This window comes from Caballeronia eucalypticola (assembly GCF_047608185.1).
Taxonomy (GTDB): domain Bacteria; phylum Pseudomonadota; class Gammaproteobacteria; order Burkholderiales; family Burkholderiaceae; genus Caballeronia.
The window spans coordinates 43270-60477 of record NZ_JBLKRU010000036.1; the positions used below are offsets into that span (position 1 = coordinate 43270).

Genomic DNA, 17208 nt, shown 5'->3' on the forward strand with positions numbered 1-17208 from the left:
TCTTGTGGCCGTTGAAACGAATGACATCGAATGGGTCGTGGCCTGCGCTGCCAGTGAGATTGCCGAAGAAGACGTGATCCGCTTCGATCACGCCGGCGCGAGTTACGCGGTGTATCGGATAGCCGAGGGTTTCTTTGCATCGGATGGGTGGTGCACGCACGAACGCGCGCATCTTGCGGATGGCTTCGTGCTCAATCGCGAGATTGAATGCCCGCTGCATCAGGGACGTTTCGATATCCCCACCGGCAAGCCAAAAAGCCCGCCCGTCTGCGTGCATTTGAAGACATACCCGGTGCGTATTGAAGGTGGTGAAGTGCTGCTCGGTGTTCCGCCGCAAATGAAGGCGGCGTCATGAAAAGCCGACCCGCGATGGTGATCATCGGTGCCGGGCAAAGCGGCGCACGCACAGCCCATGCGCTGCGTGACAACGGCTGGGACGGCGACATCACGCTGCTCGGCAATGAAGGCGTTGCGCCTTACGACAGGCCGCCGCTTTCAAAGGCCGTGCTGCTCGGTCAGAAAACCACCGCGCAATGCGCGCTGTATGACGAGGCGTTTTACGCCGAGCAGCGCATCGACCTGCGCGTTGATTCGGGTGTTAAACAGATCGATCGCGCCGCGCGCAAAGTGGTTTTAAACGATGGCCATACCGTGGCGTATCAGCGTCTGCTGATCGCGACCGGCGCGGCGCCTCGCCGCTTGAGCGTGCCAGGCGCAACGCTTGAAGGCGTGCATGTCTTGCGCACGGCTGCGGACGCATCCGGCGTGCTCAACGAATTACTGCCAGGGCGGAAGATCGCGATCGTGGGGGCGGGTTTTATCGGGCTGGAGATTGCGGCAACGGCCATTGCACGAGGATGTGAAGTAACCGTGATCGAAGCGGCAGCGCGTGCGCTCATGCGTGCCGTGCCGGAAATCGTCGCGGAGTATCTGGTGGAACGGCACAAGCAAATGGGCGTGGACGTGCGCTTCGCCGTGCAGGTCGACCGGATCATTGGAGCGTCCATGAAGCGCGCCACCGGCATGAAGCTCTCCGACGGGACCACCATAGAATGCGACTGCGTGATCGCAGGGATTGGCGTGAAGCCGCGCACCGAGCTGGCTGAAGCGGCGGGTATCGACGTAGCGGACGGCATCGCCGTGGACGACACGTTGCGCACCAATGATCCGCACATTTTCGCGGCAGGCGATGTCTGCTCGTTTCCGCATCGGCTATTCCGGCGACGCATGCGGCTCGAATGCTGGAAGAACGCCGAAGACCACGCGCGCATTGTCGCGCGCAACATGCTGGACCGCGGCGAAACCTATTCCGAAGTGCCGTGGTTCTGGTCCGATCAATACGACATGACCATCCAGATTGCCGGCATGCCCGCGTTCGGCGTCACTTCCGTCGTACGCGAGACGAGCGCTGCATCGCGAGTGTTTTTTGCACTGGATCGCGATGGCGTGCTGGTCGGCGCGAGCGGTGTTGGACAAGCAAGCGAGATTGCACGTGACGTACGAGTAGCGCAGGAGTTGATTGCGAGGCGCGCGTGTATTGAGCCTTCATTGCTCTCGGATCGAAGTGTCAAGCTCAAGCCCCTGCTTGCAGTGGAGGCGCTATGACGCAACGGCTCGACATCTATCAGTCGCTATGGGCAATGGAGCGTCGCCACACCGACGGTCATGAGCGCTCACTTGAAGACAACGTAACGATGATCGCGCAAGCGGGTTTCAACGGCGTGAGCGCGGGTTACGCATCGCGTGAAGACGTGCGCCGGCTTAGCGGTTTGCTAAAGCAATTCGATTTGAAAGCGGAAGGACAATGTTTTCCGCGCACGGTAGATGACCTGCAACCGATCCTTGAAATAGCCACCGAGTTCGGTGTGCATCACATCGACTTGCAGCCGGATGTACGGCCGCGTCGACTCGATGACGCGCTCAAGCTGATCGATGGATGGACGCGGCTCGCCGAGCAAGTGGACTTCCCGGTGTATATCGAAACACATCGGGACCGCATGACGACCGACCTGCATTTCACGCTCGATCTGCTCGATTCCCGGCCGGATTTGAAGTTGCTCGGGGACATCTCGCACTATCTCGTGGGACGTGAATTCGCGCTGCCCGTGTCCGACGAAAACCACGCGGATATGCATCGAATTCTGGATCAATCGTGGGCGTTTCACGGCCGCGTCGCGAGCCGTGAACAAGTGCAGATCGAGATCTCATTCGAGCCGCATCGTATTTGGGTGGACCTGTTTCTTGGCTGGTGGCAACACGGCTTTGCATCGTGGCAACGGCGCGCCGGTCCCGACGACACGTTGGTCTTCACGTGCGAACTCGGGCCCAAGCCTTACGCAATCATCGGCCGCGATGGCAACGACACAACCGACCGCTGGGCCGAATCATTGCTGATGCGCGACTGGATTCGAGAACTCTGGAATAACCTGAGCCGTGAAAAAAAGCCCCAAGCGTTGGCGCTTAATCGCTGAGCGGAAGGTTTTCACGCAACAACACCGTGACCGGAATCTGCTGCGGCAACGCCACGCCGGGATCACGATGATAGTGCCGCAAGATGATTTCGATAGAACGCATTGCTTCGGCGGCCGGGTTCTGGTCGAGTACGGCGTCGAGCGTTCCTTCAATGAGCAAGCGCCGCGAAATGTCGTTGAGTTCGTGGCCCACGAAGACGGTCGAACGAACGCGGTCGAGCGCTTGAAGCGCGGCGCCGACGCCTTCGTCGCCGACTGAAATGTTATAGATCCCGCGCAGGTCGGGATAGCGCCGGAAGGCGTCGCGAGTGAGCTTTTCGGTGAGCCCGGATTGCTCGCGGCTCTCGACTGTCTCCACGATGTCGCAGTTAGGAAAACGCCGCCTAAGTACTGAGCGGAAGCCGCTTTCGCGTTCTTCATGGCCGAGGAAATCATGCATGCCCGTCATCACGAGCACCTTGCCTCCCGCATCGCCGAGAAAGCGGCCCATCAGCTCGCCCGCAACCCGCCCCGCCCCGCGATTGTCGATACCCACATAGGCCAGCCGCCCCGTTCCCGGCAAGTCGCTCGCCAGCGTAACGACCGGCATCGCGCGGCTCACCTGGCGCAGTGCCGCCGTGATGTCGGGGTGTTCATACGCGACGATTATCAGCGCGTCGGCCTTCTGCGTCGCGCGGTGGATGGTCTCGACGACGCGCGCCGGCTCGAGGTTATCGAAGTAGGTCACCGCGCAGATCACGCGCTGCGCTTCGAACGTCTTCTGGGCGATTTCGAAACCCTGCTTCAGATAGACGTAATACGGTGCAACGGGCTGCTGCAAGAGGATGGCTATGCGCAACCAGCGTACCGATACCGCATCGAGTGCCCGATCGATCTTGAGCTTGCGCGCCCATTCGAGCACGCGCCGCTCCTTCTCGCGCGAGACACCGCCGCGGCCGTTAAGCACGCGGTCGACGGTTGCTTCGCTGACGTCGGCGGCCTTGGCGATATCGGCCATGCTCGTTTTGCGGCGGTTGGTCAGGTCGGGCATGAGCCTTCACGGTTTAGGAATTGGGCGACAGGATTGACATGATGATCGCATCAACTCATTGGGCCATCAAGCTTGCCTATCAGGCAGGTGTTTAAGCACAGCCCTACACGATAAGTCACCGGCTAAGAACGGCGACAGCAGCACCCCGCACGACGGCCTGACATTCGCACCGCGGATGCAGCCGCGGTCGGGACATAACAGGAGACAGGAGATGACCCGGAGACTCAGTACATTTAATACACGTTCAAAGTTCGCGATAGCTGCATGCATAACGTCCACGCTTTTCGCGGCGAGCGTTGCTCGCAGCGCGGAGCCGCTGAACATTGTGATGCTGACGCACGGCGCGGCGACCAACGCATTCTGGCAAGCCGTGAAGAAAGGTTTCGACGATGCCTGCACACGCGTTCAGGCACATTGCCAGATGGTCTTTACCCAAACCGACGGCTCGATCGAGCAGCAGAGCGCGAACTTTCAGGCTGCGGTTGCACGCAAGCCGGATGCAATCCTGACGACCATCGTGGATGACAATGCGCTCACGCCGATGATCAACGACGCGCGTGCGAAGCACATTATCGTGATTGCTTATAACGTCGATCAAAGCGGCGGAGCGACGGGCGCGGCGAAACGGCAGGCGTTCATTGGCCAGAACTTTGTCCCCGCCGGGCGCAGTCTCGCGCATCAGCTCACCAGCCAGTTCCCGAAGGACGGTCCGATCCGCGTGCTGATCGGTGTCAGCGCGCCGGGGCAGAACTGGGCCGAGCAACGCGCGAAAGGCGTGATGGAAGGTCTCGATGAATGGAAGCGCGCCAATCCAACCCGCACGGTCGTGATCGACCGGATTGACTCGGGCACCGATCTGTCGGTGACGGGCGAACGTGTTGGCGCGTATCTCACGGCGCATCCCGATACAACCGCGTATTTCGACATGGGTTTCTTCCATGCTGCGGTGGCGCGTACGCTCAAGGACCGCAACGTGCCGCCGGGCAAGGTGCTGCTCGCCGGCTTCGACATAGTGCCCCAGGTCCTGCAGATGATGAAGGCGGGCTACATCCAGGCCGAGGTCGATCAGCAACCGTACGCGCAGGGTTTCATGCCCGTGATGCAGGTGTATCTGGCGAAGTCGTTCGGCCTTGCGCCCGCAGATATCAACACCGGCAATTCGCTCGTCATGCCCGCTCAGGCGGACTCGGTCATCGCGCTCTCGCAACAAGGCTTGCGCTAGGAGATTGCCATGAAAAAACTCCTCAAGATCTACCTGCAAAAACCGGAGCTGGCGGGCATTGTATTGCTCGCCGTGCTGATCGGTTTGTTCCAGGTGCGCTCGCAGATGATATTTCTCAGCGCCGAAAATATCCGTGGCGTGCTTGGCGTGTTGCCTGAAGTCGGGCTGGTTGCGATTGGCGTGACGCTGCTGATGATCTGCGGTGAATTCGATTTATCGGTGGGGTCGGTGTTTGCGCTCACGCCCATGGTGATCACGTTGCTCATGAACGCAGGCGTACCGTTCTGGCCGGCGTTTTTCATCGGGCTGGTGGTCGCGGCGTGCGTGGGACTCGCGAACGGATTGATCACACTGGTCTTCAACATACCGAGTTTCATCACCACGCTCGGCATGTTGTTCATCGTGCGATCGCTGACCGTCGTGCTATCCGGTGGCTTCCCGCCGAACCTGCCGATCGAACGAATGCCTGCGCAACTGTTCGTGAGTTTTATCGGACCGGAGGGGTTGTTTCGCGCGTCGTTTCTCTGGTTTATCGCTATCGGCGCGGCGGCTGCGTTCCTGTTGTCCGCGACCAATCTCGGCAACTGGATGAAAGCGACCGGCGGCTTCCTCGAAGCATCCATATCGAGCGGTGTGCCGGCGCGGCGCGTGAAGCTGTTCTCCTTCGTGCTGTGTTCGGTGCTCGCGGGTTTTGCCGGCTTGATCCAGGTGCTGCGGCTCGGCGCAGCGCTTCCGTCAATAGGCGACGGCCTTGAGCTGCAAGCGGTGGCCGCTGCCGTGATCGGCGGCACTGCGCTGTCTGGCGGGATCGGCAATGTGCTGGGTGCCGTGGTGGGTGCCCTGCTCATTCGCGTGATCGACAACGGCCTGGTGCTGACGCAGGTCGATGCCAACTGGTTCAAGTTCGCGGTCGGCAGCCTGACTATTTTCGCGGTCGTCGCCAACGCATGGATGCGTCGCACGGCACGACGTCTGAAGGTGGCGCTATGAACACACTCTCCTCCGCTACTCACCCTACCGGTCTGCGTTCGCGTGAAGACGACACCGCCGCCGACGCGCTCAGCACGTCGACCTCGCTGATGGCCGTGCGCAACTTGCATAAGTGGTACTCCGGCGTGCATGCGCTCAAAGGCGTGAGCCTGGAATTCAAACGCGGCGAAGTCGTGGGCCTGCTCGGCGACAACGGCGCGGGCAAGTCGACGCTCATCAAGATTCTCTCGGGCGTGCATAAGCCGGACGAAGGCGAGATCCTGTTTCAGGGCCGGCCTGTGCGCATCCCCACGCCGAAAGCGGCCATGCAGTTAGGTATCGAAACGATTCATCAGCACAACTCACTCGTGCCGAATCTGTCGATTGCGCGCAACCTGTTTATCGGCCGCGAACCACTGTTGTTTTCGCTGTTCGGCATTGGTCCCATGGACCATTCGCGCATGCGTACCGACGCCGTCAAGGCCATCGCAGATGTCGACCTGCATCTGCGGTCCGCCGAAGCGTTGCTGGGTGAACTGTCGGGCGGCCAGCGCCAGGGCGTGGCGATTGCGCGCGCGATGCACTTCAAGTCGAAGGTGCTGATCCTCGATGAACCGACGAACCATTTATCGGTGAAGGAGACGGACAAGGTGATCGGGTTCGTGCGGGGCTTATCGGCGCAGGGCATCACCGGCGTGTTCATCAGTCACAACCTGCAGCACGTGTTTCACTCATGCGACCGGATTGTCGCGATGGCGCGCGGCGAAGTCGTACTCGATAAACCGGTCGCGCAGACGTCTATTGAAGAAGTGACGGAGATGCTTTGATCGACACTATGGCGGAGAGATAAATCAATGGAATCGAAGGGACAGTTCAACGGCAAGGTGGCCGTGGTCACCGGTGGTACACAGGGGCTTGGGGCAGCGATCGCGGCGCTGTTCGTTGAGCGCGGGGCGCGAGGCGTCGTTATCTGCGGACGTTCGAAGGAGAAGGGCGAAGCGAAGGCGCGGGAGTTGAGCGAGGCCAGCGGCACGGATGTGCGCTACGTGCAGGCGGATCTCTCGCAAGTCGACGATTGCCGGGCGGTGATCGCGGCGGCCGACGCGCGGTTCGGCCGTATTGATGCGCTGGTCAATGCCGCGGCCATGACCGATCGCGGCACGATCCTCGATACCGATCCCGCGCTCTTCGACAGCATCTTTTCGACGAACGTGCGGGCGCCGTTCTTCCTGATGCAGGAAGCCATTCGTGTCATGCGGCGCGAGCGCATTGAAGGGTCGATCGTCAACATCTGCTCGATGTCGGCGATGGCGGGGCAACCGTTCATCGTGGCGTATTGCGCATCGAAAGGCGCGCTGGCCACGCTCACGCAGAACACGGCATACGCGCTGTTGCGTAACCGCATTCGGGTGAATGGTTTGAACCTCGGCTGGATGGCGTCCGATGGCGAAGACCGGATTCAGCGGGAATACCATGGGGCGGCTGACGACTGGCTGATGCAGGCGAGCGCTTCGCAACCGTTCGGAAGACTAATCAATCCGGAAGAAGCGGCGCGTGCGGTGGCGTTTCTGGCGAGTGAGGAATCGGGCCTGATGACAGGGTCAATGGTGAATTACGATCAATCGATATGGGGTGCGTTCGACGATACACCGCATCCGGTGGCAGCGCTTTAGGTTCAGGTTTGGGTTTGGGTTTGGCGCATAAGATCAAGCGGGCGTACCTTGTTCGTCAGTAGCGACGCGGCGGGCTCATGCCGCATCTCGAGCGAAATCACCCCGCCCGCGACGAGATCGACGCCATAGCGGTCGAACAAGGGCAGCCACGCCTCCCGGATACCCTTGTCGGAGCCATTGCCCGTCTTCGATGAAGTCAGCGCGTCCTGATGCATCTGGACCACGATCCAGTCGATATCCTTATCCTCAGCCGCCCGGCGCGGCCGGGAAAACGGCTGCCATTCTCCGGCAACGTATAACGCGCCAGATACGAGTCAAGTCCCTGCTCGCCATTGTTGAATTCCAGCTCATGATTGCCCGGACACGGCATCCAGGGACGATTGGCCGCCGAGGTCTGCGCATTGTTGCCGAAGTCGCGCCAGACCTCAGGCTGATGCGCCGGGTTCAGGTTGGCATAACAAAGATCGCCGTTAAGCAAGTGAAACAGCGGCTCGAAACGCTCCACTGCCTGCACCGCAAAACGGCTCTGCGGCGACGAAAGCACCCAGCCGGTATTCGGCGTGGCAAGGTCGCCATAACTGGTCCATCGAAACGGGGCCCGGCCGTGCGGGGCGGTCCGGAAACTTGCCGTGAAGGGACGGCCGGCGTTGCTGTCGTTATCGGCGGTGACTTCGTACTCGTAGCGCACCGCGGGTTTCAGTCCATGAAGACGCGCGTGACAGGTGCAGACGATCTCGCCGTTGAGTCCATTGGTATAAGTGCGCTGAACGCCATGCACCGTTGTCCTCGTCTCGCCGGCACGGCCGAAGCGCACTCGCGGATTGACAGCCGGCGCGAGCGAGGCCCACGAGATCACCACCTCGGCCCACGGCTCCTTGCCCCAGGTCAGATGGATCTGCTCAGGCGTGCCGTCCGGGCTCACCGCGGCGGCCCGGCTAGCTGAAGCCAAACCGCCCGCAGCCGTCGCCAGTCCGGAAGCACCGGCAAGCGTGAGAAAACCCCGCCGCGAAACAGTTGCACCCTGCTCGGCTATCGGAAGATCGTCAATGTTCTTGTTCGACATGTCTGGTGTTCCAGTCCTTAAGACGATAAGCCGGCGCAAGGCACCCACGGCAGCGCCACAAGCAAACCGGCTCGAAGAACTTCAGTATTGCCAGATGTGTTTACCGCGCCATGACATGGTTGCGGTAATTGGTTTTCGGCGCGAAATCTGTATTATCCCGCCATTGATTCGCGCGGCTTTTCCGCCGGGCGCGCGTCGCCAGACATGGTGCGGGGAAATCCCTTTCGCGCTGATCATTCGGCCGAACCGCGCTTTTTGCGCATTAAATAACAGGGATAAAAATGCCCGAGCATACTGCCGTCGACCAGCTTGGCTTTCGCCGCATAATTCGCCGCAACATCGCGTTGCCGATAGGGGCTGGCTTGACCACCGCCGCGGTCTTCGTGGCCCTGCTGTTTTATCTGCTTTCCGCCATGGACTGGCTGGACCATTCCGAGCGCGTGGTCGCGGACAGCAACGACCTGATCAAGATCGCCGTCGATCGCGAGTCAGGCATGCGCGGCTACCTGATCACCGGCGACGATACCTATCTCGCGCCCTACGAACTCGGGCAAGCCAGCTTCGCCGCGAAGCTGGCCACGCTGACCGAACTTGTCAGCGACAACCCGCCGCAAATCGAACGTCTGAAACGTATCGGCGCGCTGGAAGCGCAGTGGACCGGGATTGCCGAACAGCTCATTACCCTGCGTCGTGCGAACCAGGATTACCAGGGCGTCATGCGCACCGGCAAGGGAAAGCTCGAGTTCGACGACATGCGCCGTGAGTTTGGCGCCTTCATGGATGTCGAGTTGAACCTGCGCTGGGAACGGACGGCAACGGTCAGGCGCGTCACCATCACAGCGGTTGCGGTCTTCCTCGGCATCAGCCTTTCGCTCAGCTTACTGCTCGCCGTGCTCGGCCGGCGCGAGTTGACGAATCTGTCGACCACCTACGACCGTGCGTTGCGGGCGCAGACTGAACACACTGAAACCCTGCAACAGCAAGCGTGGCTGCGCACCGGCCAGAGTCTGCTGGCGGAAAGCGCTGCCGGACAACAAGCGCTGCCACAACTCAGCCGTGCAATGCTCGAGTTTCTCGCCGGGTACCTCGACGTGATGGTGGCGGCACTGTATGTCCGCGATGAAACCGGCATGTTACGGCGGACCGCCGCCTACGGTTTCAGCCGAGAAAACGAAGAGCGCACGCAAGCCTTCGAAGGCACGCAGACGCTGGTCGGCCAGGCTGCCGCTGACGGCCGGCTGATCGAAGTCGACAACATCCCGGACAACTATCTCAAGGTCACATCGGGACTCGGAACCAGCGCACCAAAGAGCGTGGTCATGGCGCCGATCCAGAACGGCGGGTTGGTCAATGGCGTCGTGGAACTCGGGTTCATGAAGCCGCTATCGGCGCGCGACATCGAGTTCCTGAAGTTGATAGCGGGGAACATGGGGGCGTCGATTGAAGCGGCGTTGTATCGCGAACGGCTGCAGGACACGCTCGAGGAAACGCAACGCCTCAATGAGGAAATGCAGCTTCAGCAGGAAGAATTGCGCACCACGAACGAGGAACTCGAAGAGCAGACCGCTGCGCTCGAAGAGTCGCAAGCCAATCTTGGCAATCAGAAAGCGGAGCTCGAATCGATTAACGAACAGCTTACGTTCCAGGCCCTCTCACTCGATCAAAAGAACGAGGAACTCAGCCATACTCAAGCAGAACTGGAACAGCGCGCCAACGACCTGCAGCGCGCCAGCCAGTACAAGTCAGAATTCCTGGCAAACATGTCGCACGAGTTGCGCACGCCGCTCAACAGTTCGCTGATTCTCGCCAAACTGCTGTCCGAAAACCAGGGCGGAAATTTAAGCGCCGAACAGGTGAAGTTCGCCAATACGATCTATTCAGCCGGCAATGATCTGCTCAACCTGATCAACGACATCCTCGATATCTCCAAGGTCGAGGCAGGCAAGCTGGAACTTGCGCCGGAAGATGTATCGATACGCCGCCTGGTTGAATCGTTGAAGCGGACCTTCGAGCCGCTTGCAACCCAGAAGCAATTGAAATTCGTGGTCGACGTAGCGGCGGATATGCCGCCATCGATATTCACCGACTCGCGCCGGCTGGAACAGATTCTCAAGAACCTGCTGTCGAATGCGTTGAAGTTCACCGACACAGGGACCATCGGGCTCGCCTTGAGTCTGGACAGCGACAGCCGGGTACGCTTCGCCGTGACGGACTCGGGTATCGGCATTGCGCCGGAGCATCAGCAGACGATTTTCGAAGCGTTCCGTCAAGCCGATGGAACCACTAGCCGGCGCTATGGCGGTACGGGCCTGGGCCTGTCCATCTCGCGCGATCTGGCAGCGCTGCTTGGCGGCTCGATCCGCGTCAATAGCGCGCTCGGCGCAGGAAGCACATTCGATCTGACGCTACCCACGCATTGGACAGGCGCAAGCGTGCCTCTTGCAAGTGACCATGCGTTGCCCTCTCCCGCTCCCGCTCCCGCTCCCGCTCCCGCTCCCGTCCCGGTTCCCGTTCCAGCTGTACCGGCGCCGCCTTCGCCGCCAGTTGCACGCAAGCCAGACGTGCCCGCTTACGACGATGATCGCGCGAGCTGGGCACCCGGTCGCCGGTCGGTGCTGGTGATTGAAGACGACGTGTCTTTCGCGGGAATTCTGTTCGACCTTGCCCACGAAATGCAGTATGGCTGCCTGGTCGCGCAAACTGCCGTCGAAGCACTGCAACTCGCTGCACAGTATTTGCCCGATGCCATTCTTCTCGACATCGGCTTGCCGGATCGTTCAGGCCTCGCGCTTCTGCAGCAGTTAAAAGACGGTCCGCTCACGCGCCATATTCCAGTGCATGTCGTGTCGGCTGTCGATAGCAGCGAGGCCGCGCTGCATCTCGGCGCAATCGGCTACGCAATCAAGCCGACCACGCGCGAGCAATTGAAGGACATCTTCCACAAGCTGGAGGAAAAGTTCACGCAGAAGGTCAAGCGCGTGCTGCTGGTGGAAGACGATGCACGCCAGCGCGAAAGCATCGTGCAACTCATTGCAGACGGCGACATAGACATCACCGCTGTCGAGCTTGGTGAAGAGGCGCTGGCGCTGCTGCGCACGACTATTTTCGACTGCATGATCATCGACCTGAAGCTGCCCGACATGCAGGGTGGCGAGTTGCTGCGAAAGATGTCGAGCGAAAGCGTGTGCTCTTTCCCGCCGGTGATCGTTTATACCGGACGCAACCTGACGCACGCTGAAGAAGCCGAGCTGCTGAAATATTCCCGCTCGATCATCATCAAGGGTGCGCGCTCGCCGGAGCGGTTGCTGGATGAAGTCACCCTGTTCCTGCACAAGGTCGAGGCAGACCTGTCGTACGAACGGCAAACCATGTTGAAGGCAGTACGTAGCCGGGATCGTGCCTTCGAGGGGCGGCGCATTCTTTTGGTCGACGACGATATCCGCAACATCTTCTCGTTGAGCAGCGCGCTCGAGCATAAGGGCATGACGGTGGAGATCGCACGCAACGGGTTCGAAGCGATCACCCAGTTGAACGAATCGCAGGACATCGACCTTGTGCTGATGGACGTGATGATGCCCGGCATGGATGGGCTCGAGGCCACGCGGCGGATTCGTACCGACCCTCGCTTCGCCAGCCTGCCCATCATCGCGATCACAGCGAAAGCGATGAAGGACGATCAGGAGCAGACGCGCCTGGCGGGCATGACGGACTATCTCGCCAAGCCGATTGATCTTGACCGGCTCTATTCGCTACTGCGCGTGTGGCTGCCGAGTCTCGAACGGATGCGTGGCTGAGAGGTGCTTTTGTGAACCGCGCCCGGGCCGCTGGGAACACATTTCTGGGTACGCTCTGCGGGTTGGCGCCTCAGAAGTTGCATCCGCGGTCGCGAGCACGACGTATATCGCTTCACTATCCGGAGCGATGTTCCCTTACCGTGCTGCTTTCGACACAGACGATCGCCCAGCCGATGCGACTTCAGGATTATCTTGCCTTGGCAGGTCCCCCCTAGTGCAGCCACGCCTCATTCCGCAAAAGCGAGTTGTCACGCTTTCGCACGCGGGGAGAGAATGTTTCGCGCCCTCGCCAGCAATCGTTCACGGCCAAGATCCGAAGCCTGGGTCTGGGAAAACACCTGTTCCGCATACCCCAGCTCCCGAAGGCGCTTCAAAAGGGCGGTAGGCACCGCAGCATCGCCATTGATTGCTAGTTCAAGAAGCCAGTTAAGCTCGAACTCAGTGAGGTCGTTGCGCATCGCTTACTCCCTACCAGGCAAAACTTGGCACAGCACGGCGTATCCGCACTCGCAATGCGGGTCTCTCAAGAAGTCAGTGTTTAATTCAAACGTCTGGAACGCCAAGTGACATTAGACGAGATACGTAAGACGGTTACGTTCGGATGCAGTGCGGCCGCCTATTTATTACTGCCGCACCCTCTTCGCTAAACCACCTCGGCATGCGCGTGCTCGTGCAGTTGAGCCGGAATGAACGAGTGTTCGAGGCCGCCGCCGCTTAGCCACGCACGCGTTTGCCCGGCCGCACGCTCGATCAGTCGATCGCACTGCGTGTAGTCGTAAGGCGATACATCGAGCGGACACAAGGGCGGTACGACAAAGATCTCCGCGCGCGATGAATAGAACGCCAGATCATGCACAAGCTGCCGCGCGATGATTAGCGTCAACGCGTGAAGGGCCTGCGCGATGGCGTTGGCCGGCGGCTTGTGCAATGCACAGGCAAAGCCGGCCGGCAGCACGATGATGCGCGTCGCGCCGAGCCCGACGGCCACCGAGATCGGCGTATTGTTGGCCACGCCGCCGTCGACCAGGTCGACGCCGTCAATGCGCACCGGCGGGAACACGCCGGGAATCGCGGCGCTTGCAAGGACGGCATCCACCACCGGGCCGGACGAGAGAACGACTTCGTTGCCGCTCAGCATGTTGGTCGCGACAACGTGCAGCGGTAGGGTCGCTTGCTCCAGTCGCTCATAGGATAAGTTGGCTTCCAGCAGGATGCGCAGCGCCTTCGCCTCGACGAGGTTGGAACGTCGACGCAGCATCATCTCGAACAGTCCAAACATGCTGAGCGGCATGATGTCCCGCCGCCTGATGCGGCACCACAGCGATTCGAGCTTGGCCACACCCTCGGCGTCAGGCCGGCCGGCAAAATACGCCGCGTTGATAGCGCCCGCCGATGCTCCGATCACGCAATCCGGACGCACGCCCCGGTCGAGCAACTCGCGCAACATGCCGACCTCGATCGCACCGAGGCTGCCGCCACCCGCGAATACGAAGGCAGTCAATCCCTCTGAAACGAGAGGGGGACGATCAAGGGACATGTCTGCCGCTCCTTCAAGGCAATGACGGATGCAATGCGCATGAAACACCGGCGCGAAACCCGGCCGGTCTGCGCCGCTGCGGCATTGAGATTACCGAAGCTGCCTCGTGCCGGGACACCAACATATTGCGCCCGAAACGGCCCGGGTAAATCATCTCCGGACAGGGCTAGTGGCCCTTGAACAGATCCAGTAGCTGGTTCTGCATCTGCATCATTTCGTGATCGTGTTTCATCGAATCGATTTCATCAAATATCCAGTTTCATGTTTAAGGTAAAAATATGAGGATCACTACACAATGAACTTGAATCGATCCAATTGGAAACAATCTCATTCACGCTGCCGAGCCGATCCTCGTATCCTCCGCAGTTGTTTAATGCCGGGTGAAATTCGGCGTGCCGCCCGGCCCATAGGGATCGGGGTTTCCGAAACGCGAGATGGTGCCGTCCATGCGAGCCTGGGCTAATTCCGCACGCACTTGCGCGCGTGTTTTCGGAACTTGATTCGATGTGGCCGCCGTTGCGTTCCCATCCACAGGCTGTACGGATTGCGCGCTCGCCAGCGTCGATACGCCAAGTGCTGCCACAGTCATGATCATCATTAACTTGTTCAGTTTCACCGTTACTCTCCAGAAAGGTCATTTATCGACCGTTGACCTGCCGACGTACCTGCCGGTCCAGGGGCGCATAAGTACAGGCGCTTCATAAGGTATTTCGCACAATCACGCACAACGGTTACAGGGTGCCGGAAAGATGTGTGGACGGTGATACGCACGCGCCTGGAAGCGCCGCGCACAGGCTTATGCCGACAAGCTGATCTGAGCGCTAATAAAGAAAGCCCATAACAAGAATTTACAGTCTCGCAGCTCACGCGGTGATATTGTCATTGACGATGGCGGTTAGACGCCCGTCATCAACGTAAGACGTGCCTCTCGTTGTCGTGCACTCCAAATGGACGTATTCGTCAACGAAAGTGAAAGAGGAAGAAGTGTCGCCGGAGGAAGATTCCAACCGCGACGTCCTTTGATATGCGTGAGCGTGAAATAAAGCGCGTTCACGTTTTAACGATACGGTGATTAATATGGGCTTGCTGGATGAGATAGGTAAGGTCGCGGGTGCAATCGCGGCAGTGGAAGCAACGGACAAGGTCGATCCGGACGCTTCAATTCTGACGAAAGGGATTGCGGCCGTCGCCGGCTTCGAAGGCGCCGGCGCTCTGGAGTCGCTGGTAGGCAAGAAAGAGGACGAAGCCAATCCGGACGACGCAAACAGTGCCGGAGCACAGGCCTGACTTCCTGTCGCGTCGGGCCAGCCGCTGTGAACGGGCCGGCCTGACGTATAGCTTTCATGCGTCACGCCGCATCGTGAAACGTTTACCGCAGTGCGATCATTTTCCTGGCTTGCACTGGCCGCTCCCGCTGTAACTCTGCTGATCGGCCGGGCGTCACGCTGTTGGCCGATGCAACGCATTTGATGTCTCCTTTCGGCGGCAATGGCGCGAACCTCGCCATGCTGGACGCCGCCGATCTCGCTTTAGGTCTCGCGAACACAGAAGACTGGAGAGCGGCGGTCCAGGCCTACGAAGTCGCCACGCTTGCACGCGCGGAAGAGGCCGCGGCAGCGGCGAGCGATGCTGTCGATTCCGTCTTCTCCGAAGACGACCTGGTCCACACGCTCCAAGCTATGGAATCACAACGCGGTTGAATGCAAGCGCCGGAGCGTGCTCACCTGCACGCCTAAAGCCGAAACACCTCGACAGCCTCGCTTAACGTTTTCGCCTGACTCTTCAGCGACTGTGCCGCCGCAGCGGCTTCCTCGACGAGCGCTGCGTTTTGCTGCGTGCTTTGGTCCATGGTCGCAACGGCCAGATTGACCTGTTCGATTCCCCTGCTTTGTTCGCCTGCCGCAGCGGATATCTCCGTCACGATCTGGCAGACCCGTTCGACCGCGCTCACCACACTGCCGATGGTCGTCCCCGCGCTTTCCACCAGCGTCGACCCGGCGTCAATGTGCGCGCTCGAGTCCTGGATCAGCATCTTGATCTCCTGAGCCGCCGATGCGCTGCGCTGCGCGAGACTCCGTACCTCACCGGCCACGACCGCAAAACCCCGGCCCTGTTCACCGGCACGTGCCGCTTCGACTGCCGCGTTGAGCGCGAGGATGTTCGTCTGGAAAGCGATGCCATCGATCACGCTGGTGATCTCCGAAATTTTCTTCGAATGAGCGGCAATGCCCTGCATCGTCGTCACTACGTTGCCGACAACCGCGCCGCCCTTGACCGCCATTTCCGATGCGTGTGTCGCCATCTCGCTCGCTTGCCGGGCGCTCTCGAAGCTCGCTTTCGCCGTCGCGGTAATTTGCTCCATGCTGCTCGCCGTTGTTTCCAGCGACGCCGCCTGTTGCTCGGTTCGAACGGAAAGGTCGTTGTTGCCGCTAGCAATTTCCGTCGCGCCGACGTTGATCGATTCGGTGCTCGCGCGCACGGTCGTCACCGTCTCGACCAGCGATTGCTGCATCTGCTCGAGTGCGCGTAATAACGCGCCCATCTCGTTGTCACGACCGGTATCCACAGGATTGGTCAGGTCGCCCGCAGCGATCCGCTGAAACTGGCGAATCGCTTGCGCGACCGGCTTGACGATAGCGTTAAGTAATGCGTGACGAGCAAATGTCCCAATGACGACCGATGCGAATGCCGCCGCTGCAAGTAGCGCGAGCATCATGTGGAAGCGGTCTTGAGCGTTGGTATAACGTGCTTTCTGACGCTCGGTGAGAACGCCTTCCAGCGCAGCTACTTGCGCGCTGAAGTTATTCGCCAGCGCTTCGGTTTCAGCGCCTTGCAAAGACTTGTAGGCAGAAAAATCGCTTTTACCCAATGCATCGAATGAGGCTTCGAGACCGTCATGCAAGTACTTCTGACGCGCAGCGACAAAGCGGGTGCGCAGCGCTGTTTCGGTATCGTCCGCCGATGCGGTCGCGAGATACCCGCGCACTTCCTCGTCCGATTGCCGCAGGTCGTTATGTGCGCCCTCAAGCAACGCCGGCTGAACATCGCCTAGTCCATAAAGCGCCGCAAAGCTGCCCAGCGCAAGACGCGCATGCATGACGCGTTCATAGCTGCTTTTGATTTGGAGAAGCGAGCGCGTGTCTTCCGTGTACATCTTTTCAATCGCGGCATTACTGGATTGAAGCGCGACGCCAGCCAACGCGCTAACCGCAATTAACAGCGCAGCAAAAACCGTCAACACAAGCGTGATGCTGGTACGCAAACTGATGTGGCTAAAGAGACTGCTATTTCCCGAAAGATGGGATACGGCAGGCGTTTTTAATGTTTTCATCCAATTGTCTCCGACTCGTCGTGTACCTTCTATCGAAGGTATATCGGCGGGACGGAGGCAGGACTGGAGGGGTCATCGATGAATAAATCAACGCTGCCCAATTAGCGGGATTTAGCGC

General features: G+C 60.0%; 15 protein-coding genes and 1 pseudogene. 10 read left to right on the forward strand and 6 right to left on the reverse strand.

The genetic code is table 11. The annotated features are described in order from the left end of the window. The first annotated feature begins 4 nt into the window (after positions 1 to 4). The 3 genes from ACMX25_RS30255 to ACMX25_RS30265 are packed head-to-tail and all read left to right on the forward strand — an operon-like array spanning position 5 to position 2471. Positions 5 to 355 carry a non-heme iron oxygenase ferredoxin subunit gene (locus tag ACMX25_RS30255; protein WP_414953595.1) on the forward strand — a complete coding sequence of 117 codons (351 nt, stop codon included), beginning with the start codon at positions 5 to 7 and terminating at the stop codon, positions 353 to 355. Next, complete coding sequence (locus tag ACMX25_RS30260; RefSeq protein WP_414953596.1) at positions 352 to 1605, forward strand: NAD(P)/FAD-dependent oxidoreductase; 1254 nt, start codon at positions 352 to 354, stop codon at positions 1603 to 1605. Before ACMX25_RS30255 ends, ACMX25_RS30260 begins: the two co-directional genes overlap by 4 nt. Then, positions 1602 to 2471 carry a sugar phosphate isomerase/epimerase family protein gene (locus tag ACMX25_RS30265; RefSeq protein ID WP_414953597.1) on the forward strand — a complete coding sequence of 290 codons (870 nt, stop codon included), beginning with the start codon at positions 1602 to 1604 and terminating at the stop codon, positions 2469 to 2471. The genes ACMX25_RS30260 and ACMX25_RS30265 overlap by 4 nt, the downstream gene beginning before the upstream one ends. On the opposite strand, the gene ACMX25_RS30270 is transcribed toward ACMX25_RS30265, so the two are convergent. Further along, entirely contained in the window at positions 2461 to 3501 is a 1041-nt protein-coding gene (locus ACMX25_RS30270; protein WP_414953598.1) for a LacI family DNA-binding transcriptional regulator, read from the reverse strand. The genes ACMX25_RS30265 and ACMX25_RS30270 overlap by 11 nt on opposite strands. A 211-nt stretch (positions 3502 to 3712) precedes the next feature. Here ACMX25_RS30270 and ACMX25_RS30275 point away from each other — a divergent pair, with 211 nt between their 5' ends. Genes ACMX25_RS30275 through ACMX25_RS30290 form a run of 4 tightly spaced genes read left to right on the forward strand, consistent with a single transcriptional unit; the run spans position 3713 to position 7365 of the window. After that, entirely contained in the window at positions 3713 to 4723 is a 1011-nt protein-coding gene (locus tag ACMX25_RS30275) for a sugar ABC transporter substrate-binding protein (RefSeq protein ID WP_414953599.1), read from the forward strand. Between the two features lie 9 nt (positions 4724 to 4732). Beyond that, positions 4733 to 5713, forward strand: a complete 981-nt coding sequence (locus tag ACMX25_RS30280; RefSeq protein WP_414953600.1) for an ABC transporter permease — start codon at positions 4733 to 4735, stop codon at positions 5711 to 5713. After that, the gene (locus ACMX25_RS30285) at positions 5710 to 6519 is read left to right on the forward strand and encodes an ATP-binding cassette domain-containing protein (protein WP_414953601.1); all 810 of its coding nucleotides are present in this window, start codon (positions 5710 to 5712) and stop codon (positions 6517 to 6519) included. Before ACMX25_RS30280 ends, ACMX25_RS30285 begins: the two co-directional genes overlap by 4 nt. Positions 6520 to 6546: 27 nt before the next feature. Then, positions 6547 to 7365, forward strand: a complete 819-nt coding sequence (locus ACMX25_RS30290) for an SDR family oxidoreductase (RefSeq protein WP_414953602.1) — start codon at positions 6547 to 6549, stop codon at positions 7363 to 7365. 101 nt (positions 7366 to 7466) lie between these two features. Here the strand turns inward: ACMX25_RS30290 and ACMX25_RS30295 are convergent. Beyond that, positions 7467 to 8428, reverse strand: a pseudogene (locus ACMX25_RS30295) (fibronectin type III domain-containing protein); the annotation flags it as partial. Positions 8429 to 8709: 281 nt separating this feature from the next. Here ACMX25_RS30295 and ACMX25_RS30300 point away from each other — a divergent pair. Continuing rightward, the gene (locus tag ACMX25_RS30300; protein ID WP_414953603.1) at positions 8710 to 12222 is read left to right on the forward strand and encodes a response regulator; all 3513 of its coding nucleotides are present in this window, start codon (positions 8710 to 8712) and stop codon (positions 12220 to 12222) included. Between the two features lie 248 nt (positions 12223 to 12470). Here the strand turns inward: ACMX25_RS30300 and ACMX25_RS30305 are convergent, their stop codons facing one another. The 3 genes from ACMX25_RS30305 to ACMX25_RS30315 form a co-directional block, all read right to left on the reverse strand. Then, a complete protein-coding gene (locus ACMX25_RS30305; protein ID WP_414953604.1) occupies positions 12471 to 12680 on the reverse strand; it encodes a hypothetical protein in 210 nt (69 codons plus the stop codon). A 185-nt stretch (positions 12681 to 12865) separates the two neighbouring features. After that, the gene (locus ACMX25_RS30310; RefSeq protein WP_414953605.1) at positions 12866 to 13759 is read right to left on the reverse strand and encodes a patatin-like phospholipase family protein; all 894 of its coding nucleotides are present in this window, start codon (positions 13757 to 13759) and stop codon (positions 12866 to 12868) included. Positions 13760 to 14129: 370 nt separating this feature from the next. After that, complete coding sequence (locus ACMX25_RS30315; RefSeq protein ID WP_414953606.1) at positions 14130 to 14375, reverse strand: DUF4148 domain-containing protein; 246 nt, start codon at positions 14373 to 14375, stop codon at positions 14130 to 14132. A 461-nt stretch (positions 14376 to 14836) separates the two neighbouring features. On the opposite strand from ACMX25_RS30315, the gene ACMX25_RS30320 reads away from it, so the two are divergent. Together ACMX25_RS30320 and ACMX25_RS30325 are read left to right on the forward strand one after the other, a co-directional pair. Beyond that, entirely contained in the window at positions 14837 to 15046 is a 210-nt protein-coding gene (locus ACMX25_RS30320; RefSeq protein ID WP_414953607.1) for a hypothetical protein, read from the forward strand. 161 nt (positions 15047 to 15207) lie between these two features. Further along, positions 15208 to 15459, forward strand: a complete 252-nt coding sequence (locus ACMX25_RS30325; protein ID WP_414953608.1) for an FAD-dependent monooxygenase — start codon at positions 15208 to 15210, stop codon at positions 15457 to 15459. Positions 15460 to 15491: 32 nt separating this feature from the next. Here ACMX25_RS30325 and ACMX25_RS30330 read toward each other — a convergent pair whose 3' ends face one another. Beyond that, positions 15492 to 17090, reverse strand: coding sequence for a methyl-accepting chemotaxis protein (locus ACMX25_RS30330; RefSeq protein WP_414953609.1), 1599 nt, complete (start codon positions 17088 to 17090; stop codon positions 15492 to 15494). Positions 17091 to 17208 lie beyond the last annotated feature (118 nt).